Source organism: Zobellia sp. 1_MG-2023 (assembly GCF_030549125.1).
Taxonomy (GTDB): domain Bacteria; phylum Bacteroidota; class Bacteroidia; order Flavobacteriales; family Flavobacteriaceae; genus Zobellia; species Zobellia russellii.
The window spans coordinates 334,139-355,743 of sequence record NZ_JAUOSY010000005.1; the positions used below are offsets into that span (position 1 = coordinate 334,139).

The 21,605-nt window shown below is 39.1% G+C and carries 14 protein-coding genes and 5 tRNA genes; 18 read left to right on the forward strand and 1 reads right to left on the reverse strand.

What is annotated here, in order from left to right; translation table 11 throughout:
- The first annotated feature begins 36 nt into the window (after positions 1 to 36).
- The 15 genes from Q4597_RS13125 to Q4597_RS13195 all read left to right on the forward strand — a co-directional run bounded on the left by Q4597_RS13125 (position 37) and on the right by Q4597_RS13195 (position 13,506).
- Positions 37 to 110, forward strand: a tRNA-Thr gene (locus Q4597_RS13125).
- A gap of 26 nt (positions 111 to 136) precedes the next feature.
- Positions 137 to 218 (forward strand) — tRNA-Tyr (locus Q4597_RS13130).
- 53 nt (positions 219 to 271) lie between these two features.
- A tRNA-Gly gene (locus Q4597_RS13135) sits at positions 272 to 344 on the forward strand.
- A gap of 69 nt (positions 345 to 413) precedes the next feature.
- A tRNA-Thr gene (locus Q4597_RS13140) sits at positions 414 to 485 on the forward strand.
- Positions 486 to 540: 55 nt separating this feature from the next.
- Positions 541 to 1,728: an elongation factor Tu gene (gene tuf / locus Q4597_RS13145; RefSeq protein ID WP_215441894.1), complete on the forward strand. Its 1,188-nt coding sequence runs from the start codon at positions 541 to 543 to the stop codon at positions 1,726 to 1,728.
- Between the two features lie 70 nt (positions 1,729 to 1,798).
- Positions 1,799 to 1,871 (forward strand) — tRNA-Trp (locus tag Q4597_RS13150).
- 21 nt (positions 1,872 to 1,892) lie between these two features.
- On the forward strand, positions 1,893 to 2,081 hold the full coding sequence (gene secE, locus Q4597_RS13155; RefSeq protein ID WP_194526328.1) for a preprotein translocase subunit SecE: 189 nt from the start codon (positions 1,893 to 1,895) through the stop codon (positions 2,079 to 2,081).
- 9 nt (positions 2,082 to 2,090) lie between these two features.
- Positions 2,091 to 2,642, forward strand: coding sequence for a transcription termination/antitermination protein NusG (nusG, locus tag Q4597_RS13160; protein WP_038234863.1), 552 nt, complete (start codon positions 2,091 to 2,093; stop codon positions 2,640 to 2,642).
- Between the two features lie 67 nt (positions 2,643 to 2,709).
- Complete coding sequence (rplK, locus tag Q4597_RS13165) at positions 2,710 to 3,147, forward strand: 50S ribosomal protein L11 (protein WP_215441893.1); 438 nt, start codon at positions 2,710 to 2,712, stop codon at positions 3,145 to 3,147.
- A gap of 20 nt (positions 3,148 to 3,167) precedes the next feature.
- Positions 3,168 to 3,857, forward strand: coding sequence for a 50S ribosomal protein L1 (gene rplA, locus Q4597_RS13170; RefSeq protein ID WP_215441892.1), 690 nt, complete (start codon positions 3,168 to 3,170; stop codon positions 3,855 to 3,857).
- Between the two features lie 28 nt (positions 3,858 to 3,885).
- A complete protein-coding gene (gene rplJ, locus Q4597_RS13175) occupies positions 3,886 to 4,401 on the forward strand; it encodes a 50S ribosomal protein L10 (RefSeq protein ID WP_215441891.1) in 516 nt (171 codons plus the stop codon).
- Positions 4,402 to 4,454: 53 nt separating this feature from the next.
- Complete coding sequence (gene rplL / locus Q4597_RS13180; protein WP_215441890.1) at positions 4,455 to 4,832, forward strand: 50S ribosomal protein L7/L12; 378 nt, start codon at positions 4,455 to 4,457, stop codon at positions 4,830 to 4,832.
- Positions 4,833 to 4,976: 144 nt separating this feature from the next.
- Positions 4,977 to 8,786, forward strand: a complete 3,810-nt coding sequence (gene rpoB / locus Q4597_RS13185; RefSeq protein ID WP_215441889.1) for a DNA-directed RNA polymerase subunit beta — start codon at positions 4,977 to 4,979, stop codon at positions 8,784 to 8,786.
- 55 nt (positions 8,787 to 8,841) lie between these two features.
- Positions 8,842 to 13,140 (forward strand): DNA-directed RNA polymerase subunit beta', encoded by a 4,299-nt coding sequence (gene rpoC / locus Q4597_RS13190; protein WP_215441888.1) that lies wholly within the window; start codon positions 8,842 to 8,844, stop codon positions 13,138 to 13,140.
- A gap of 54 nt (positions 13,141 to 13,194) precedes the next feature.
- Positions 13,195 to 13,506, forward strand: a complete 312-nt coding sequence (locus Q4597_RS13195) for a DUF3467 domain-containing protein (RefSeq protein ID WP_215441887.1) — start codon at positions 13,195 to 13,197, stop codon at positions 13,504 to 13,506.
- A gap of 62 nt (positions 13,507 to 13,568) precedes the next feature.
- Here Q4597_RS13195 and Q4597_RS13200 read toward each other — a convergent pair whose 3' ends face one another.
- Positions 13,569 to 15,158, reverse strand: coding sequence for a peptide chain release factor 3 (locus tag Q4597_RS13200; protein ID WP_215441886.1), 1,590 nt, complete (start codon positions 15,156 to 15,158; stop codon positions 13,569 to 13,571).
- Between the two features lie 399 nt (positions 15,159 to 15,557).
- Here Q4597_RS13200 and Q4597_RS13205 point away from each other — a divergent pair, with 399 nt between their 5' ends.
- From Q4597_RS13205 to Q4597_RS13215, 3 genes are read left to right on the forward strand one after another with little or no spacing between them, the layout of a single operon-like run.
- Complete coding sequence (locus Q4597_RS13205; protein WP_303406528.1) at positions 15,558 to 18,629, forward strand: gliding motility-associated C-terminal domain-containing protein; 3,072 nt, start codon at positions 15,558 to 15,560, stop codon at positions 18,627 to 18,629.
- A 14-nt stretch (positions 18,630 to 18,643) separates the two neighbouring features.
- Positions 18,644 to 19,603 (forward strand): type IX secretion system membrane protein PorP/SprF, encoded by a 960-nt coding sequence (locus Q4597_RS13210; RefSeq protein ID WP_215441884.1) that lies wholly within the window; start codon positions 18,644 to 18,646, stop codon positions 19,601 to 19,603.
- Positions 19,604 to 19,613: 10 nt separating this feature from the next.
- On the forward strand, positions 19,614 to 21,551 hold the full coding sequence (locus Q4597_RS13215; protein WP_303406529.1) for an OmpA family protein: 1,938 nt from the start codon (positions 19,614 to 19,616) through the stop codon (positions 21,549 to 21,551).
- Positions 21,552 to 21,605 lie beyond the last annotated feature (54 nt).

Sequence of the window (21,605 nt, forward strand, 5' to 3'; positions counted from 1 at the left end):
TAGCGGACTTTTTTATGCCGAAAATAGCATAGAAAGGCCGATGTAGCTCAGCTGGCTAGAGCAGCTGATTTGTAATCAGCAGGTCGTGGGTTCGAGTCCCTCCATCGGCTCTAAAAGTTCTTTAAAAAATTGGTTTGGGGAGATACTCAAGCGGCCAACGAGGGCAGACTGTAAATCTGCTGACTACGTCTTCGCAGGTTCGAATCCTGCTCTCCCCACTTTTTTTAGAAAACCCGTTTTTCGGGTATTGAAATATTGGATTATTATAATTGCGGGAGTAGCTCAGTTGGTAGAGCGTCAGCCTTCCAAGCTGAATGTCGCCGGTTCGAACCCGGTCTCCCGCTCTAATAGCCAAGGTAATGTTTGTGGTTTCAAAATCTACAGCGTTGAACCTTGAACCTTGAACCTAATAAGCCGACGTAGCTCAGGGGTAGAGCGTTTCCTTGGTAAGGAAGAGGTCACGGGTTCAATTCCCGTCGTTGGCTCAATAAAGGCATTATTTGTACACTAATATATAACTAAGATTAAAATTCATTAAAAATGGCAAAGGAAACTTTTGATCGTTCCAAACCGCACTTGAATATAGGTACTATTGGACACGTAGATCACGGTAAAACAACATTGACTGCTGCTATTACTACAGTATTGGCAAATGCAGGTTTGTCTGAGCTTAGAAGCTTTGACTCTATTGACAACGCTCCTGAGGAAAAAGAGAGAGGTATTACTATTAACACTTCTCACGTTGAGTACCAAACAGCTAACCGTCACTACGCTCACGTTGACTGTCCTGGTCACGCCGATTACGTAAAGAACATGGTTACTGGTGCTGCTCAGATGGACGGTGCTATTCTTGTTGTTGCTGCTACTGATGGTCCTATGCCACAAACACGTGAGCATATCCTTTTGGGACGTCAGGTTGGTATTCCAAGAATCGTTGTTTTCTTGAATAAAGTTGACATGGTTGATGATGAGGAGCTTTTAGAGCTTGTTGAGATGGAAGTAAGAGAATTGCTTTCTTTCTACGAGTATGATGGTGATAACGGTCCTGTAATTTCTGGTTCTGCCTTAGGTGCACTTAACGGTGAGCAAAAATGGGTTGATACTGTAATGGAATTGATGGAAGCTGTTGATAGCTGGATCGAATTGCCTGCTAGAGATGTTGATAAAGACTTCTTGATGCCTGTTGAAGATGTATTTACGATTACTGGTCGTGGTACTGTTGCTACTGGTCGTATTGAGACTGGTGTAGCTAATACTGGTGATCCAGTTGAAATTATTGGTATGGGAGCTGAGAAATTGACTTCTACTATCACTGGTGTTGAGATGTTCCGTAAGATATTGGATAGAGGTGAAGCTGGAGATAACGTAGGTATCTTGTTGAGAGGTATTGAAAAAGCTCAGATCAGCAGAGGTATGGTTATCTGTAAGCCAGGTTCTGTTAAGCCACACGCTAAGTTTGAAGCTGAGGTTTACGTTCTTAAGAAAGAAGAAGGTGGTCGTCACACACCATTCCACAATAACTACCGTCCACAGTTCTACGTAAGAACTACTGATGTAACTGGTAACATTTCCTTGCCTTCAGGTGTTGAGATGGTTATGCCTGGTGATAACCTTACTATTACAGTAGAGCTTATTCAGCCTATTGCTCTTAGTGTAGGTCTACGTTTCGCTATCCGTGAAGGTGGTAGAACAGTAGGTGCCGGTCAGGTTACTAAGATTATAGACTAATTTAGTATTATAGGATAATGTATTTTAAGGGTGTTCTGCTTTAGTAGGACACCTTTAAATGCAATTATAAACGGGTGTAGCTCAGTTGGTAGAGCACTGGTCTCCAAAACCAGGTGTCGGGAGTTCGAGTCTCTCCTCCCGTGCGAATTTAAGTAAGAATCATTATGTTAACGTATATAAAAGAATCTATAGAGGAGCTTCGTAACAATGTTACTTTGCCTTCAAGAGCCGAATCATCCAATCTTATGGTTGTGGTTGCGGTATTTTCTATTTTGTTCGCCTTGGCAACTTGGGGGGTAGATAGTGCATTCAGCAAATTGGTTCGTTTGTATTTCGATAACATCTTAAACTAGTCGATCGCTATGTCAGAAGTATTGGAAAAAAAATGGTACGTAGTGAGAGCTGTCAGTGGGCAAGAGAATAAAATCAAAGGCTATATTGAAAGTGAGGTAGAGCGCCATGGTTTTTCTGATTATTTAGAAGATGTGCTTGTTCCTACGGAAAAAGTGATTCAGATTAGAAATGGAAAAAAAATCAATAAAGAAAGGGTTTATTTTCCGGGATATATAATGATTAAGGCCAATCTAGGTGGTGAAATGATTCATATTATACGTTCTATTACGAACGTAATCGGTTTCTTAGGGGAAACAAAAGGAGGTGATCCTGTTCCGTTAAGAAAGACCGAAGTGAACAGAATGTTAGGTAAGGTAGATGAGTTGGCTGTTAATACAGATACGGTAGCTATACCTTTCACGCATGGTGAAACGGTTAAGGTTATTGATGGTCCGTTTAACGGATTTAACGGTACAGTTGAAAAAATCAACGAAGAGAAGCGTAAGCTTGAAGTAATGGTTAAGATTTTCGGAAGAAAAACACCATTGGAATTAAGTTATATGCAAGTAGAGAAAGTATAAGTTAAGTGTTACATATTTAAAGTTGTGTTGCTTCCAATTTGATACAGCTTAAATTTAATTTTAAACAATGGCAAAAGAAATAGGTAAAGTAGTTAAACTACAAGTTAGGGGAGGTGCAGCGAATCCGTCGCCACCGGTTGGACCCGCCTTAGGTGCTGCCGGTGTTAACATCATGGAGTTCTGTAAGCAGTTCAATGCTCGTACGCAGGACAAACAGGGTAAGGTATTACCTGTTGTTATCACCGTATATAAGGACAAGTCTTTTGACTTCGTCGTTAAAACACCACCAGCGGCAGTTCAGCTATTGGAAGCGGCTAAGATTAAAAAAGGATCAGGTGAGCCTAATCGTGTAAAATCTGGTAATGTTACTTGGGATCAAGTTAAAGCAATTGCTGAGGACAAAATGGTAGACCTTAATGCGTTTACGGTAGAATCTGCAATGAGCATGATAGCCGGTACTGCAAGGTCTATGGGTCTTAAAGTTGCAGGTAAGCGACCTTTCTAAAATCTTAAAAGCAATTTGAAATGGCAAAATTAACTAAGAAACAAAAAGAGGCCCACGCCAAGATAGATAAAGATAAACTTTATTCTGTCGGTGAAGGTGCAGCTTTAATAAAAGAGATTACCAATACAAAATTTGATGCGTCTGTAGATTTGGCTGTGCGTTTGGGTGTAGATCCAAGAAAAGCAAACCAAATGGTACGTGGGGTTGTAACACTTCCTCATGGTACAGGTAAAGATGTAAAAGTTTTGGCTTTGGTAACACCAGATAAAGAAGCAGAGGCTACTGAGGCCGGTGCTGACTTTGTGGGATTAGATGAGTATTTGGATAAAATTAAAGGTGGTTGGACAGATGTTGATGTTATCATCACTATGCCAAGCGTTATGGGTAAATTAGGTCCTTTAGGTAGAGTTTTAGGTCCAAGAGGTCTTATGCCTAATCCAAAGACGGGAACAGTTACTATGGATGTTGCGAAAGCTGTATCTGATGTAAAGGCTGGTAAAATTGACTTTAAAGTTGATAAAACAGGTATCGTTCATGCTGCTGTAGGGAAAGCTTCTTTCTCTGCGGATAAATTGGAAGAAAACGCTAGAGAGTTGTTAGATACTCTAGTAAAGATGAAACCTGCAGCTGCTAAAGGTGTTTACATGAAAAGTATTTTCATGTCAAGTACCATGAGCCCAAGTGTTCAGTTAGATCCAAAGACCGTTTAATCGAACTGGGTAGTTCAAAATTTACAGTATGACAAGAGAAGAAAAAGCAAACGTAATACAGGATTTGACTTCACAGTTGGCCGAAAATTCAACTATTTATTTAGCTGATATATCAGGTTTGAACGCAACGCAAACTTCAGATTTGAGAAGAGCTTGTTTCAAAGCTGACGTAAAATTGGCAGTAGTCAAAAATACATTGCTTGCAAAAGCAATGGAAGCTTCCGAAAGAGAATTTGGTGAACTTCCCGGAGTGCTTAAGGGCAATACTTCGTTAATGTTCTCCGAAGTAGGTAACGTTCCTGCAAAACTTATAAAGACTTTTAGAAAGAAGTCAAATAAGCCTTTGTTGAAAGGAGCCTATGTTGAGGAATCAGTATATATTGGTGATGAGAATTTGGATGCGCTTGTAAGCATCAAGTCTAAAGAAGAAATGATCGGTGAGGTTATTGGATTGTTACAATCCCCAGCCAAAAACGTTATTTCTGGACTTAAATCTGGCGGTGGTAAACTGGCAGGTATCCTTAAGACATTATCAGAAAGATAAGAACGCACTAGTAAACTAAGTATATTTTAAAAATTTATTAAACGATAGTAAAAATGGCAGATTTAAAAGATTTCGCAGAACAGTTGGTTAACTTAACCGTAAAAGAGGTAAACGAGTTGGCTGATATATTGAAAGAAGAGTACGGTATTGAGCCTGCAGCTGCAGCTGTAGCTGTTGCCGCTGGTGGTGGTGGTGAAGCCGCTGAAGCCGCTGAAGAAAAGTCAGAATTTGACGTTATCTTGAAAGCAGCAGGTGGTTCTAAACTAGCTGTAGTTAAATTGGTTAAAGAATTAACTGGTCTTGGATTGAAAGATGCTAAAGACATCGTAGATAGTGCACCTAAAGCTGTAAAAGAAGGTGTTTCTAAAGACGAAGCTGAAGGAATCAAAAAATCTTTGGAAGAAGCAGGAGCAGAAGTTGAGCTTAAATAGTATCAGCAACCATAACAATTTGGTTTAGGTCTTTCTTCGCTTATGGCGGAGCTAGACCTAAGCCTTTTTATACAAGTAAGACCCACGTATATGAAGAAGTATACGACCCCTTTTTAGTATTCACGTTCAAAATACTGTCCATAGATGTTCACACAACAGACTGAGAGAATAAATTTTGCATCCGCTAAGAACACGCCGGAGTATCCGGATTTCTTGGACATCCAGATAAAATCGTTTCAAGACTTTTTTCAGTTAGAAACAAAATCTGATGAAAGAGGCAATGAAGGCTTGTACAATACCTTCATGGAAAACTTCCCTATTACGGACACCAGAAACCAGTTCGTACTTGAATTTTTAGATTACTTCATAGATCCGCCAAGATATTCTATCCAAGAATGTATAGAGCGTGGTCTTACATATAGTGTTCCGTTAAAAGCACGATTAAAATTATACTGTACCGATCCTGAGCACGAAGATTTCGAAACTATCGTGCAAGATGTGTATTTGGGTACTATACCTTATATGACACCTAGTGGTACATTTGTTATCAATGGAGCGGAAAGGGTTGTAGTTTCTCAGTTGCACCGTTCTCCAGGTGTTTTCTTTGGTCAGTCATTTCATGCAAACGGTACCAAATTATATTCTGCCAGGGTTATACCGTTTAAAGGTTCGTGGATAGAATTTGCAACAGATATTAACGGTGTAATGTATGCGTACATTGATCGTAAGAAGAAGTTGCCAGTAACTACTCTTTTCAGGGCTATAGGTTTTGAGAGAGATAAAGATATTCTTGAGATTTTTGACCTTTCTGAAGAGGTTAAAGTTTCAAACGCCGGTCTAAAGAAAGTACTAGGTCGCAAATTGGCTGCTAGGGTATTGAACACTTGGCACGAAGATTTTGTTGATGAGGATACCGGCGAAGTTGTTTCTATAGAAAGAAACGAAATTGTTATTGATCGTGATACGGTATTGGAAAAGGACCATATTGCGGAGATTTTGGAAGCTGACGTAAAAACTATCCTTCTTCACAAGGAGAGTAATGCACAGTCAGATTATTCTATAATTCACAATACATTACAGAAGGATCCAACAAACTCAGAAAAAGAAGCTGTTGAGCATATTTATCGTCAATTACGTAATGCCGAGCCGCCCGATGAGGAGACTGCTCGTGGTATTATAGATAAATTATTCTTCTCTGATCAACGTTACAACTTAGGTGAAGTTGGTCGTTATAGAATGAACAAGAAATTACAGTTGGATATTGGAATGGACAAGCAGGTCTTGACTAAAGAAGATATCATAACTATTATTAAATACTTGATCGAGCTTATTAACTCTAAAGCAGAGATTGATGATATTGATCACCTTTCTAACCGTCGTGTTCGTACGGTTGGTGAGCAGTTGTCGTCTCAGTTTGGTGTTGGTCTTGCCCGTATGGCAAGAACTATTCGTGAGCGTATGAACGTACGTGATAACGAGGTGTTTACTCCAATAGATTTGATTAATGCAAAGACCTTGTCTTCTGTGATTAATTCATTTTTTGGAACTAACCAGTTATCTCAGTTTATGGATCAAACCAATCCGTTGGCAGAGATTACGCACAAACGTAGATTGTCGGCGCTAGGGCCAGGTGGTCTTTCTAGAGAGCGTGCAGGTTTTGAGGTTCGTGATGTTCACTACACGCACTACGGTAGACTTTGTCCTATTGAAACTCCTGAAGGTCCAAACATTGGTTTGATATCTTCACTTGCAGTTTTTTCTAAAGTAAACCCAATGGGCTTCTTGGAAACTCCTTACCGCAAGGTAGATAACGCTAAGGTGAATACAGAAGAGTTTGTATACCTGAGTGCTGAGGAAGAGGAAGGAATGAAAATAGCTCAGGCTAACATTCCTTTAAAAGAAGACGGTCAGATAAATACAGATAAGGTTATTGCACGTGAAGAGGGAGATTTTCCTGTTGTTGATCCAAGTGAAATCAACTATACGGATGTTGCCCCTAACCAGATTGCGTCTATTTCCGCATCGCTTATTCCTTTCTTGGAACATGATGATGCCAACCGTGCATTGATGGGATCTAACATGATGCGCCAAGCTGTACCATTGTTAAGACCACAGGCACCAATTGTAGGTACCGGTCTTGAACGTCAGGTTGCTTCTGATTCTAGGGTATTAATCAATGCAGAAGGAGATGGTACTATAGAGTATGTTGATGCCAAAATGATTACTGTAAAATATGATCGTACCGATGCTGAGCGTTTGGTAAGTTTTGAAGAAGATTCTAAATCATACAACTTGGTTAAGTTCAGAAAAACTAACCAAGGAACCAGTATTAACTTGAAGCCAATTGTAAGAAGAGGTGATAAAGTTAAAAAAGGTCAGGTTCTGTGTGAAGGATATGCTACAGAAAAAGGCGAATTGGCACTAGGCCGTAACCTTACCGTGGCTTTCATGCCTTGGAAAGGGTATAACTTTGAGGATGCAATCGTAATTTCTGAAAAAGTAGTTCGTGAAGATATCTTTACATCTATTCACGTAGATGAGTATTCTTTGGAAGTTAGAGATACAAAATTAGGTGCAGAGGAGTTAACCCATGACATTCCTAACGTTTCTGAGGAAGCTACTAAGGATTTGGACGAAAACGGTATGATCCGTATTGGTGCAGAGGTTAAGCCAGGTGATATCCTAATTGGTAAGATTACTCCAAAAGGAGAGTCTGATCCAACTCCTGAAGAAAAATTATTAAGAGCAATTTTTGGAGATAAAGCGGGCGATGTTAAAGATGCATCTTTAAAAGCTTCGCCATCTCTAAGAGGTGTTGTTATTGATAAGAAGTTATTCTCTCGTTCTGTAAAGGATAAGCGTAAGCGTTCCGAAGATAAAGAAGAGCTTAACAAGTTAGAATTAGAGTACGAAGTAAAGTTTCAAGAGTTGAAAGACATCTTGATAGAGAAGCTTTTTACTTTGATCAATGGTAAGACGTCTCAAGGTGTATTGAACGATTTAGGTGAAGAAGTATTACCAAAAGGTAAGAAGTATACACTTAAAATGTTAAACTCCGTAGACGATTTTGCTCACTTGGTAGGTGGTAGCTGGACAATGGATAAGGATACCAACGAGTCTGTTGCAGATTTACTTCACAACTATAAGATAAAGCTTAACGATCTTCAAGGAAACCTAAGAAGAGACAAGTTTACAATTTCTGTTGGTGATGAATTACCTGCAGGAATTATGAAGCTGGCTAAAGTTTATGTTGCCAAAAAGCGTAAGCTTAAAGTTGGGGATAAAATGGCGGGACGTCACGGTAACAAAGGTATTGTATCCCGTATCGTACGTCAAGAGGATATGCCTTTCTTGGCAGATGGAACACCAGTTGATATTGTATTGAACCCATTAGGTGTACCTTCTCGTATGAACATTGGTCAGATTTACGAAACCGTATTAGGTTGGGCCGGTCTTAAGTTGGGTAAAAAATATGCTACACCAATTTTTGATGGTGCTACATTGGATCAAATTAATGAATACACAGATGAAGCTGGTATTCCAAGATTTGGCCATACCTACCTTCATGATGGTGGAACAGGTAAGCGTTTTGATCAGCCGGCTACAGTTGGTGTGATTTATATGCTAAAACTTGGTCACATGGTAGATGATAAAATGCACGCACGTTCTATAGGACCTTACTCTTTAATTACACAACAGCCATTGGGTGGTAAAGCTCAGTTTGGTGGTCAGCGTTTTGGAGAGATGGAAGTTTGGGCTCTTGAGGCATATGGTGCTTCGGCAACTTTACGTGAAATATTGACCGTTAAGTCGGATGATGTTATCGGTAGGGCCAAGACCTATGAGTCAATAGTTAAGGGCGAGACCATGCCAGAACCCGGTTTACCGGAATCTTTCAACGTATTGATGCACGAACTTAAAGGTTTGGGCTTAGATATCCGTTTGGAAGAATAGAATCCGATTGTAGCGATTGAAGAACACACATTTTAATTAGTATCACCATTAGATTATGGCTAGAATAAAAGATAATAATCCAATAAAAAGGTTTGATAAAATTTCTATCGGATTGGCCTCTCCAGAAGCAATTTTGGCGGAGTCAAGAGGAGAAGTTCTCAAGCCTGAAACTATCAACTATAGAACGCACAAGCCAGAGCGTGACGGTCTTTTCTGCGAGCGTATTTTTGGTCCTGTTAAGGATTATGAATGTGCCTGTGGTAAATACAAAAGAATTCGTTACCGTGGTATTGTTTGTGACCGTTGTGGTGTTGAGGTTACGGAAAAGAAAGTACGTAGAGATAGAGTAGGGCACATTAACTTAGTGGTTCCTGTAGCTCATATCTGGTACTTCCGTTCGTTGCCAAATAAAATAGGTTACCTTTTGGGATTACCTTCCAAGAAATTGGATATGATCATTTACTACGAGCGTTATGTAGTAATTCAACCGGGTATTGCCAAAGGACCTGAAGGTGAAGAAATCAACAAGATGGATTTCTTGACCGAAGAAGAGTACTTGACTATTCTGGAATCTATTCCAGTTGAAAATCAATATTTAGAAGATACGGACCCTAATAAGTTTATTGCTAAAATGGGTGCGGAATGTCTTATAGATCTTTTAGCTCGTATAGACTTAAAAGAACTTTCGTACCAGTTACGTCATAAGGCGAACACTGAAACTTCTAAACAAAGAAAAACAGAGGCGTTAAAAAGACTTCAAGTAGTTGAGGCGCTTCGTGAATCTCAAGAAAATAGAGAAAACAGACCTGAGTGGATGATCATGAAGGTAATTCCGGTGATTCCGCCAGAATTGCGTCCATTGGTACCACTAGATGGTGGTCGTTTCGCTACTTCGGATTTGAACGACCTTTACAGAAGGGTTATTATTCGTAACAACCGTTTAAAAAGGTTGGTAGAGATCAAGGCTCCTGAAGTAATTCTTAGAAATGAGAAACGTATGCTTCAAGAAGCGGTAGATTCTCTTTTTGATAATACCAGAAAAGCTTCAGCAGTAAAAACGGAATCTAACAGACCGTTAAAATCTCTTTCGGATTCATTAAAAGGTAAGCAAGGTCGTTTCCGTCAAAACCTTTTGGGTAAACGTGTTGATTATTCTGCACGTTCGGTAATTGTTGTTGGACCGGAAATGAAATTGTTTGAATGTGGTCTTCCTAAAGATATGGCTGCCGAACTTTATAAGCCTTTTGTTATCAGAAAACTGATAGAAAGAGGTATTGTAAAAACGGTGAAGTCCGCTAAGAAAATTATAGACAAGAAAGAACCAGTTGTTTGGGATATTCTTGAAAACGTACTAAAAGGGCATCCGGTACTGTTGAACCGTGCTCCTACGTTGCACCGTTTGGGTATTCAGGCGTTCCAGCCAAAACTTATAGAGGGTAAGGCAATACGTCTTCACCCATTGGTTTGTACGGCATTTAACGCGGATTTTGATGGTGACCAGATGGCGGTTCACCTTCCATTAGGACCAGAAGCTATTTTGGAGGCTCAGTTATTGATGTTGGCATCGCATAACATCTTGAACCCTGCAAATGGATCACCAATTACCGTACCTTCTCAGGATATGGTATTGGGTCTGTACTATATGACCAAAGAAAGAAAGTCTACACCTGAAGTTCCTATCGCGGGAGAAGGTCTTACTTTTTATTCAGCGGAAGAAGTTGAAATTGCCTTTAATGAAGGTAAAGTAAACTTGAACGCAGGTATCAAAGTTAGAGCTAAGGACTTTAATGAAGAAGGAGAGTTGGTTTACAAAATAATACCTACCACCGTAGGTAGAGTTTTGTTCAACATGGAAGTTCCGGAGGCAGCAGGGTACATTAACGACGTATTGAACAAAAAATCTTTAAGAGATATTATTGGTGGAATTTTGGCTGTAACTGATGTTCCGACCACTGCCGATTTCTTGGATAAGATTAAGACAATGGGATATGAGTTCGCTTTTAAAGGTGGACTATCATTTAGCTTGGGTGATATTATTATTCCTCAAGAGAAGCATGAAATGATTGCCGATGCCAATGTTCAGGTAGAAGGTATTATGACCAACTATAACATGGGTCTTATTACTAACAATGAACGTTACAATCAGGTAATTGATGTTTGGACATCTACCAATGCCATGTTAACGGAACTTGCTATGAAGCGTATTCGTGAGGATCAGCAAGGATTCAACTCGGTGTACATGATGCTTGATTCTGGTGCAAGGGGTTCTAAAGAGCAGATTCGTCAGTTAACAGGTATGCGTGGTTTGATGGCCAAGCCTAAAAAATCTACTGCCGGAGGTGGTGAGATTATTGAAAACCCGATTCTTTCTAACTTTAAGGAAGGTCTTTCCATCCTTGAATACTTTATTTCTACTCACGGTGCTCGTAAAGGTCTTGCGGATACTGCCCTTAAAACGGCGGATGCAGGTTACTTAACACGTCGTTTGGTAGATGTTTCTCAAGATGTAATCATTAACATTACAGATTGTGAGACCTTAAGAGGGGTTGAAGTTTCTGCCCTTAAGAAGAATGAAGAAGTTGTGGAATCTCTTGGAGCTCGTATCTTAGGTAGGGTTTCATTACATGATGTATTTGATCCATTAACTGAGGAGCAATTACTTGTTGCTGGTCAGGAAATAATGGAGGCCGATGCTAAGAGAATTGAAGAATCTCCTGTTGAGAAAGTAGAAGTACGTTCTGCATTAACATGTGAAGCGCCTAAGGGAATTTGTGCTCAATGTTACGGTAGAAACCTATCTACCAATAAAATGGTACAAAGAGGTGAGGCAGTAGGTGTTGTGGCAGCACAATCCATTGGTGAGCCAGGTACACAGCTTACGTTACGTACATTCCACGTGGGTGGTATTGCAGGTAACATTTCTGAAGATAACAAGTTGATCGCTAAATTTAGCGGTGTAGCGGAAATAGAAGATTTAAGAACGGTTATAGGAACCGACAATGAGGGTAATCCTGCCACTATTGTTATTTCTAGAACCTCTGAAATCAAAGTTGTAGATAAGAAAACCGGTATTACTTTAAGTACTAATAATATACCTTACGGTTCGCAATTGTTCATAGAGAATGGAGCAACCATTACTAAAGGCGATGTTGTTTGTTCTTGGGATCCATATAACGGTGTAATTGTTTCTGAGTTCCCAGGTAAGATTGCTTACGAGAATATTGAGCAAGGTGTTACTTATCAAGTAGAGATTGATGAACAGACTGGTTTCCAGGAAAAAGTAATCTCTGAATCTCGTAACAAGAAATTGATACCAACTCTCTTGATCCAAGATAATAAAGGGGAAACATTACGTTCGTACAACCTTCCGGTTGGATCGCACATTATGGTAGATGATGGGGATAAGATTAAAGAAGGTAAGACACTTGTTAAGATACCACGTAAATCTGCTAAAGCAGGTGATATTACCGGTGGTCTTCCAAGGGTAACCGAACTTTTTGAAGCGCGTAACCCTTCTAACCCGGCGGTTGTTTCAGAAATTGACGGTGTTGTTTCTTTCGGGAAAATCAAAAGAGGTAACCGTGAGATCATTATTGAATCTAAGTTAGGTGAAGTCAAGAAATACTTGGTGAAACTTTCCAATCAGATTTTGGTACAGGAGAATGATTATGTTCGTGCCGGTATGCCATTGTCAGATGGTTCTATAACTCCAGAGGATATCCTTAAGATCAAAGGCCCATCAGCAGTACAACAGTATTTAGTGAACGAAGTTCAAGAAGTATACCGTCTGCAGGGTGTGAAGATTAATGATAAGCACTTTGAGGTTGTTGTTAGACAGATGATGCGTAAAGTTCGTATTCAAGATCCGGGAGATACTATTTTCTTAGAAAACCAATTGGTTCATAAGGATGACTTTATCCAGGAAAACGATGAGATTTTTGGTAAGAAGGTTGTTGTAGATGCAGGTGATTCAGAAAACCTTAAACCTGGTCAGATTATTACTGCTCGTGAATTGAGAGATGAAAATTCTGTCTTGAAACGTTCGGATAAGAATCTAGTTACGGCCAACGATGCGGTTGCGGCTACGGCTACGCCAATTCTACAGGGTATTACACGTGCGTCTCTACAGACTAAATCGTTTATATCTGCGGCATCTTTCCAAGAAACTACTAAAGTATTGAACGAAGCTGCTGTAAGTGGTAAAGTAGATACATTGGAAGGCTTGAAGGAGAATGTTATTGTTGGACATAAGATCCCAGCAGGTACAGGTATGAGAGACTATGAGAACATCATAGTTGGCTCTAAAGAAGAGTATGATGAAATCATGGCGCGCAAAGAGGCCTTGAAATTTTAAACTCAAATAATTAAAACCCTCAATAGTTTCTATTGAGGGTTTATTTTTTTACATATGAGCGAAAAAGAACAAAAACAGAACCAAATCAATATTGAACTTGATGAAAAGACAGCTGAAGGAATCTATTCCAATCTGGCAATCATTAATCATTCAGTATCAGAATTTGTAGTTGACTTTATAAGCATGATGCCAGGGGCTCCCAAAGCCAAGGTAAAGAGCAGAATTGTTCTGACTCCGCAGCATGCCAAAAAGTTTTTAAAGGCTTTGAATGATAATGTAAATAGGTTTGAAGCTGCTCACGGAACTATTAAGGACTACGAGCAACCTCCAATACCAATTAATTTTGGGCCAACAGGAGAGGCTTAAGAATAAAAAATGCCCTTTGTTACTACAAAGGGCATTTTTTATTTTATAAATTTTTCCGGTTTCTAATCAAACTCAGAAACAAAATGAAGTTTTACGCTAGGGTATTTTTGTTGGGTCATTTGTAAAGAGAATTGAGAATCGGCCAAGAATACCAATTGATTTCGCTTGTCCTTGGCTAAAAATTTCTGTTTCACTCTTTTGAATTCTTTAAATTCTTCGTTTTTAGGGTCTGATGCTTCTACCCAACAGGCTTTGAAAACCGGGAAGTTTTCATAGGTACATTTGGCGCCATATTCATGTTCAAGACGGTATTGAATAACCTCAAACTGAAGTGCTCCTACAGTTCCTATAACCTTTCTGCCGTTCATTTCTAGCGTAAATAACTGCGCTACACCTTCATCCATAAGCTGGTCAATGCCCTTGTAAAGCTGTTTGGACTTCATTGGGTCTGCATTGTTAATGTACCTAAAGTGTTCAGGAGAGAAGCTAGGGATGCCTTTGTAGTGTAGTTCTTCTCCTTCGGTTAAGGTATCGCCTATTTTAAAATTACCTGTATCATGAAGCCCAACAATATCTCCGGGATAGGATATATCCACGATTTCTTTTTTCTCGGCAAAAAACGCATTCGGACTTGAGAATTTTAGTTTTTTTCCATTTCTAACATGAAGGTAGGGTTTATTTCGTTCAAACGTTCCGGACACAATTTTAATAAACGCCAAACGGTCACGATGTTTTGGGTCCATATTGGCATGTATCTTAAATACAAAACCGGACATTTCCTTTTCATTTGCCTCAACAACTCTTTCTTCAGCTTTTTTAGGGCGAGGAGATGGGGCAATTTCTATAAAACAATCCAATAGCTCCCGAACACCAAAATTATTAAGGGCAGAGCCAAAGAATACGGGCTGTTGCTCACCTTGCAAATAGCTTTCTTTATCGAAATCAGGATATACACCTCTTACCAACTCTAAGTTATCACGAAGTTCTTCCGCGGCATTGTTTCCTATAATTTTCTCGAGTTCAGGGCTTTCAATAGAGTCAAAGGCTATAGTTTCCTCAATATTTTTTTTACTATCACCGCTAAAAAGATTAATGTTCTTTTCGTAGATATTGTAAATACCTTTAAAATCATAACCCATACCAATTGGGAAACTTAAAGGGGTAACGGATAGGCCAAGTTTTTGCTCCAAATCGTCAAGAAGGTCAAAAGCATCCCGCCCCTCTCTATCCAATTTGTTTATAAAAACAATAATAGGAATGTTTCGCATTCTACAAACCTGCACCAATTTTTCGGTCTGCTCTTCCACACCTTTGGCAACATCAACCACAACTATAACACTATCTACAGCTGTAAGTGTTCTAAAGGTATCTTCGGCAAAATCTTTATGCCCAGGAGTATCAAGAATGTTTATTTTCTTATCCTTATATATAAAGGCAAGTACGGATGTAGCAACGGAGATACCTCTTTGGCGCTCTATTTCCATAAAGTCACTCGTGGCCGTTTTCTTGATTTTATTGTTTTTTACAGCACCCGCCTCCTGAATGGCACCACCAAATAACAGAAGTTTTTCGGTTAATGTTGTCTTACCGGCATCCGGGTGGGAAATTATTCCAAAGGTTCTACGCCTTTGGATCTCGTCTTTAAAACTCATGAAGAAAATTTGTGCAAAAATACATTAAATTCTAGTTATGACCTGATTTATGTTGAGTTAAAACCAAGCCTTGAGGCTAAGATTTAGGTGGTTTTTTGTGTTAAGTGATAGGGTTTGGTATATATCGATGAACGGCAGAAAATCCCGATTTTCATTGGTTATAGTTTAGGTTTGTGCATGATAATAGGGAAATGAAAACTATATAAATTGTATTGTTTTCAGCCCTTTACCGAATATATTTGTCTTTGGAGGATTATTCATAATTTATACTTTCAAAACAATTTGGTTAACGAAATATTAAATATATCTTGCACCTAGAATTGAAGTCTCCCAACTTCTTGCCAACCACATTTTTGACCTACACGCCATGGTGATTAGTTTAATAAAAGCTAAACATTTATGGAAAACTTTACTCTACTGAATTTTAAGAACAAAACGTTCAAGGCATTTACTTATGTACTTGCTGTAGTCCTTTTTGGGATAAATAGCTCCTTTGAAAATTTCTCCGATACGTTAGATTCGGAAAAAGAGACCAAGGAAGAAGTGCAACCAGCTTACATGTTTGATGCTGATGGTTGTACCCGTTTGGATAATAAAGAGATTAGACCGGGAGACTTTGGTTTTTCTGATGGGGTTACAGATGGTAGCCTCTCTGCAGACAATGTAGATGTGAGTTCCAAGTGGGGACTTCCGGCAGGTTCTATTTTGGTAAGTGTACAAGGAGCAAGTACAAAAAGTTCTTTGGGGCTTTTTGAGGTTAATAAAGATTTACCGGCCACTTTTACTTTCTCAGGAACCGTGCCGGTACAAATTATAGCAGAGCACTCTGCTCGTGTAGATTCTAACCATAGAGATGGTATTCTTGCTTTGGATAATGTAGAGTATGTCCAGACCACAGCTTTGCCTACAGGAATTATTTCTGGTAATGAAACCAATGATTACTTTGTAGAGAACACAACGGCAGCTCCTATATTTGGTCCTAACCGTTTTGTGTGGTTATCACAAGGTTTGGCAAATGAGATTCAGTTCTATACTACTTCTAGTTTTCCTGTAAACGGTATTCGTTTGAGAATTATACCTGTTATATGTCCGGATACGGATGGTGATGGTGTTAACGATAATGTAGATTTGGATGATGATAATGATGGTATTTTGGATACAGTTGAAGATCCTAATATTGACGGTGATGATAATCCGCTAACGGACCCCTATGATTTAGATGAAGATGGTATTCCAAATCATTTGGATATTGATTCGGATAACGATGGTATTCCTGATAATGTAGAAGCTCAGACTACAGATGTTTATATAGCACCAAATGATGACGATGCTGCTACTTATGATTCTAATGACGGACTTAATTCTGCGTATCCTGATGGGTTGACCCCCGTTAATACTGATAGTAGTGATGTTGAGGATTATCTAGATGCAGATAGTGATAATGATGATGTTCCGGATAATAACGAAGGAAACGATTTTAATTTTGACGGTATTCCTGATCAGACTTATACCGGAATAGATACAGATGGAGATGGTCTAGACGATGGTTATGAAGGTAGTGATGTTAATGACGGTTATGATGTTAATGATGAAATTGATGACCCTGCTAACGACTTGCCTGATACGGATGGTACAGAAGATGTAAACTATCGTGATTTGGATGATGATGGTGATGGAATAAACACACCGGATGAAGATGCAGATGAAGATGGGGATCCTACCAATGATGATTCGGATGAAGACGGTACACCAGATTATCTTGACTTTGATGAGGATACTACTACAGATACAGATGGTGATGGTGTTCCGGATATAACGGATTTGGATGATGATAACGATGGTATTTTAGATACGGTAGAAGACCCTAACACAGATGGAGATGATAATCCATTAACGAACCCATTGGATACAGATGAAGATGGTATTCCTAATCATTTGGATATTGATTCTGATGATGACGGTATTCCGGATAACGTTGAGGCACAAACTACGGATGGTTATATAGCGCCTAATGAAGATGATGAAGCAACATATGCTGCTAACGATGGTTTAAACTCAGCTTACCCAGATGGTCTTACTCCGGTGAATACAGATGGGGAAGACACGGAGGATTATATTGACTTGGATAGTGACAATGACACTGTTCCAGATAATAACGAAGGCAATGACTTCAATTTTGATGGTAAGCCAGATCAGACTTATACCGGAATAGATACGGATGGAGATGGTCTAGATGATGGTTATGAGGGCAGCGATGTTAATGATGGTTTTGATGTAAACGATGAAATTGATGACCCGGCCAATGACTTGCCTGATACAGATGGTACAGAAGATGTGAACTATCGCGATTTGGATGATGATGGTGATGGCATTGATACACCAGATGAAGATATTGATGGAGATGGAGACCCTACCAATGACGATACGGACGAAGACGGCACACCAGATTACCTGGATCCGGATTCTAATCCTAACGATAAGGATACGGATGGTGACGGTGTTCCGGATAGAGTAGATTTAGATGATGATAACGATGGTATTTTGGATACGGTTGAAGACCCAAACACAGATGGTGATAATGACCCATTGACCAATCCTTTGGATTCTGATGGAGATACTATACCTAACCATTTAGATATTGACTCAGATGATGATGGTATTCCGGATAATGTTGAGGCACAAACTACGGAGGGCTATATTGCTCCAAACGATGACGATGAAGCAACATATGAAGCCAATGATGGATTAAATTCCGCATACCCTGATGGATTGACGCCTGTTAATACAGATGGTACAGATGAAGAGGATTACTTGGATTCGGATAGTGATAATGATTTAGTGTTTGATCATAATGAAGGCAATGATTTTAATTTTGATGGAGCACCTGATCAATCCTTTACAGGTACAGATACGGATGGAGATGGTCTTGATGACGGTTACGAGGGTAGCGATGTTAATGATGGTTTTGATGTAAACGATGAAATTGATGATCCGGCCAATGATCTACCGGACACGGATGGTACCGAAGATGTAAACTATCGTGATTTAGATGATGATGGTGATGGAATTGATACGCCGGACGAAGACGGAAATAATAACGGAGACCCAACTGATGATGATTTGGATGGTGATGGTACGCCTTCATACCTAGATCCAGAAGAGGATACTGAAATTGTAGTGATGCAAATGGTAACCCCTAACGGAGATGGTAAAAATGAATTCTTGTGGATTGAAAATGTTGATAAAGCTTTAGATAATAATCTTAAGATTTTCAATAGATGGGGTGTTGCTGTATACGAAGGAGATGATTACAATAACCAGAACAATGTGTTCGATGGTAGATCAAAAGGAAGGTCTACAATAGCTGGTCAGGATTATTTACCGGCAGGGGTTTATTTTTATATCTTTAAGTACAACACTGTAAATAAAGCTAATATAACTGATAGTGGTTATATTTACATCAGCAAATAATCTATAAAGTAGGTATGATTATAAGAAATAAACTACTAGCAGGCCTATTCTTGGTATTGGTCTATTGTCAAACGGCTTCGGCCCAACAAGATGCCCAGTACACTCAGTATATGTTTAATACAATGAGCGTTAACCCTGCCTATGCAGGTTCTAGGGGGCAATTGAGTATTGCGGGCCTATACAGGTCTCAATGGGTAGGTTTAGATGGATCTCCAGAGACTTTTACCATCAATTTACACTCTCCCATAAGGAACAGTAAAGTAGGTTACGGTTTGTCTATAGTAAACGACAAAATAGGAGAGGGCACTGTTCAAGAAACTTATATAGATGGGTTGATCTCATATTCAATTGACGTTTCTTTAAAAGGAAAACTATCTTTTGGATTAAAGTTGGGAGGTAATATTCTCAATTTGGATTTTGAACAATTAAGACAGAGACCAGGTTTTGAAGAAGCTGTAGGTACCGATAATATTGAAAACCGATTTTCTCCTAACGTAGGACTGGGAATGTACTACCATACCGATAAATTTTATGCGGGACTTTCTGCTCCCAATTTATTAGAGGTAGAACATTTTGATTCGGCCAACTCGGATGCTAACCAAATTGACTTTTTGGCTAAAGATCGTGTTAACTTTTACTTGATTACAGGATACGTTTTTGATTTAAATGATAACTTTAAATTTAAGCCTGCTCTATTGACAAAGGTTGTAGGTGGTGCACCGCTTCAGGTAGATGTCTCAGCTAATTTTCTGTTTGCAGAGAAGTTTTCTTTTGGTGCAGCTTACAGATGGGATGCCGCTGTAAGTGCTCTTGCTGGCTTTCAGATATCTGACCAAATTATGTTAGGGTTGGCATATGATAAAGAAACAACAGACTTTGGTAGTACACAGTTTAATAGCGGATCTTTTGAAATTTTTCTAAGATGGGAATTAGTGAAATCATTTGAAAAACTGGTTTCTCCGCGTTTCTTCTAAACCTTGCCTTATGATGAAAAAAATACACATTCTTTATGTTTTGGTCTTTTTGATGGGCACGAGTTGTTTTGCTCAAGAAAAATTGATTACCAAGGCCAATGAAAAATATGACGAATACTCTTTTAGTCCGGCTATCGATATTTATAAAAAAGTACTGGATAGGGGATATGTTTCGGCAGACCTTCTCAAAAAATTAGGAAATTCTTACTATTACAATGCAGATTACGAGGATGCGTCAAAAACATACAAAAGACTGGTAGACGAGTATCCGGGAGAAATAGGTCCGGAGTATTACTTTAGATATGCACAGACCTTAAAAACTTTAGAGGAGTACGATGCTTCCAAAGAAGTTATGGGCAAATTTTTGGAGGCCACTTCAGATGATGTAAGGGCTACTGCGTACAAAGACGAGAAAGACTATCTAAACGATATTAAAAGAAATTCGGGTAGATATAACGTATCGCCTTTTCAATATAATTCTCCGTACTCGGAGTTTGCACCTTCTTTCTATAAAGAGGGTCTTATTTTTTCTTCGGATAGGGATACCGGTAATTTTGCTCGCTATCGTCATACTTGGAATTCAAAGGATTTTTTGGATTTATATAAAGTAAACGCAGATAGCATTTCTCAAGGTACTGTTATTAAGTTTGGAGACCATGTAAATACAAGATTACACGAATCAACATCAACAGTAAACAAGGCCGGGGACATTTTATATTTCACTAGAAATAATTTTAAGTCCGGAAAATATGTAAAAGACGAAAAAGGAGTAATACGTCTTAAAATTTTCAAGGCTAAAATGGTAGAGGGTGTATGGTCTAATATAGAGGAACTACCCTTTAATAGCAATGATTACTCTGTAGCCCATCCCACATTAAGTGCAGATGAAAAGACCTTATATTTTGCATCGGATATGCCCGGTTCTTTAGGGGAATCTGATATTTTTAGGGTTTCCATAAACGATGATGGAACCTACGGTACTCCTGAAAATCTAGGTTCGGTAATTAATACAGAGGCTAGGGAAACCTTTCCTTTTGTTTCAAGCGAAGATGTCCTTTATTTCTCTTCTGATGGCCATCCTGGTCTTGGGGGCTTGGATATTTTTGCTACTAAAGTAGCCAATGGAAGGTTGGATGGAAACGTTATGAATGTAGGTGAACCCGTTAACGGAAGAATGGATGATTTTACGTTTGTCTTTAACGAAGAAACTAAAAAAGGGTATTTTGCCTCTAACCGCTCGGAAGGGCAGGGAGCTGATGATATTTACGCTTTCTTGGAAACCAAATCGTTGGTGATTGACTGTGAACAGGCTATTTCCGGGGTAGTGCGGGACAAAATATCCAATGAGCCTTTAATTGGGGCATCGGTTAAGGTCATCAATGAAAATAATGACGAAATAATGTCGGCCATTACAGATGCTGAAGGTAAGTATAGCTTATTGGTAGATTGTACTCAAGGTAATTTTGTAAGAGCTATGACAGAGGGGTATATTCCATCTGAAGAGTATTTAGGAAAATCTGATGGGGAACCTAAAACCATAGACTTTTATCTAGAGAGAAATTCTATTAGTGCCGGCTTTGGCGATGATTTAGCCAAACTATTACAATTGAGTACTATCTACTTTGATTTTAATAAATACAACATTCGCAAAGATTCTGAAATAGAGGTTGAGAAGGTAATTGCTGCAATGGAAAAATACCCAAGTTTGAGGATTAAGGTAAACTCCCATACGGATAGTAGAGGTAAGGATTCCTATAACTTATGGCTCTCTCAGAAACGAGCGGAAGCTACGGTCAATTATATGATAAAAAGAGGGATAGCCAAAGAAAGGTTGGATAGCGAAGGTTTTGGTGAAACTAAATTGATTAACCAATGTGCCAATGGTGTCAAATGTTCGGATAAGGACCATGAACTGAACAGACGATCGGAATTTATTATTCTGGAATAGTATATCTAAGAAATACAATACCAAAGGCAGCTACTTTAAAGTAGCTGCCTTTTT

Excerpts from the sequence above, each read along its gene's own strand:
- secE (WP_194526328.1), top strand. The coding sequence starts at position 1,893 with ATGTTAACGTATATAAAAGAATCTATAGAGGAGCTTCGTAACAATGTT.
- rplK (WP_215441893.1), top strand. The coding sequence starts at position 2,710 with ATGGCAAAAGAAATAGGTAAAGTAGTTAAACTACAAGTTAGGGGAGGT.
- Q4597_RS13195 (WP_215441887.1), top strand. The coding sequence starts at position 13,195 with ATGAGCGAAAAAGAACAAAAACAGAACCAAATCAATATTGAACTTGAT.
- Q4597_RS13205 (WP_303406528.1), top strand. The coding sequence starts at position 15,558 with ATGGAAAACTTTACTCTACTGAATTTTAAGAACAAAACGTTCAAGGCA.
- nusG (WP_038234863.1), top strand. The coding sequence starts at position 2,091 with ATGTCAGAAGTATTGGAAAAAAAATGGTACGTAGTGAGAGCTGTCAGT.
- Q4597_RS13210 (WP_215441884.1), top strand. The coding sequence starts at position 18,644 with ATGATTATAAGAAATAAACTACTAGCAGGCCTATTCTTGGTATTGGTC.
- rplA (WP_215441892.1), top strand. The coding sequence starts at position 3,168 with ATGGCAAAATTAACTAAGAAACAAAAAGAGGCCCACGCCAAGATAGAT.
- rplL (WP_215441890.1), top strand. The coding sequence starts at position 4,455 with ATGGCAGATTTAAAAGATTTCGCAGAACAGTTGGTTAACTTAACCGTA.
- rpoB (WP_215441889.1), top strand. The coding sequence starts at position 4,977 with ATGTTCACACAACAGACTGAGAGAATAAATTTTGCATCCGCTAAGAAC.
- tuf (WP_215441894.1), top strand. The coding sequence starts at position 541 with ATGGCAAAGGAAACTTTTGATCGTTCCAAACCGCACTTGAATATAGGT.
- Q4597_RS13200 (WP_215441886.1), bottom strand. The coding sequence starts at position 15,158 with ATGAGTTTTAAAGACGAGATCCAAAGGCGTAGAACCTTTGGAATAATT.
- rplJ (WP_215441891.1), top strand. The coding sequence starts at position 3,886 with ATGACAAGAGAAGAAAAAGCAAACGTAATACAGGATTTGACTTCACAG.
- rpoC (WP_215441888.1), top strand. The coding sequence starts at position 8,842 with ATGGCTAGAATAAAAGATAATAATCCAATAAAAAGGTTTGATAAAATT.
- Q4597_RS13215 (WP_303406529.1), top strand. The coding sequence starts at position 19,614 with ATGATGAAAAAAATACACATTCTTTATGTTTTGGTCTTTTTGATGGGC.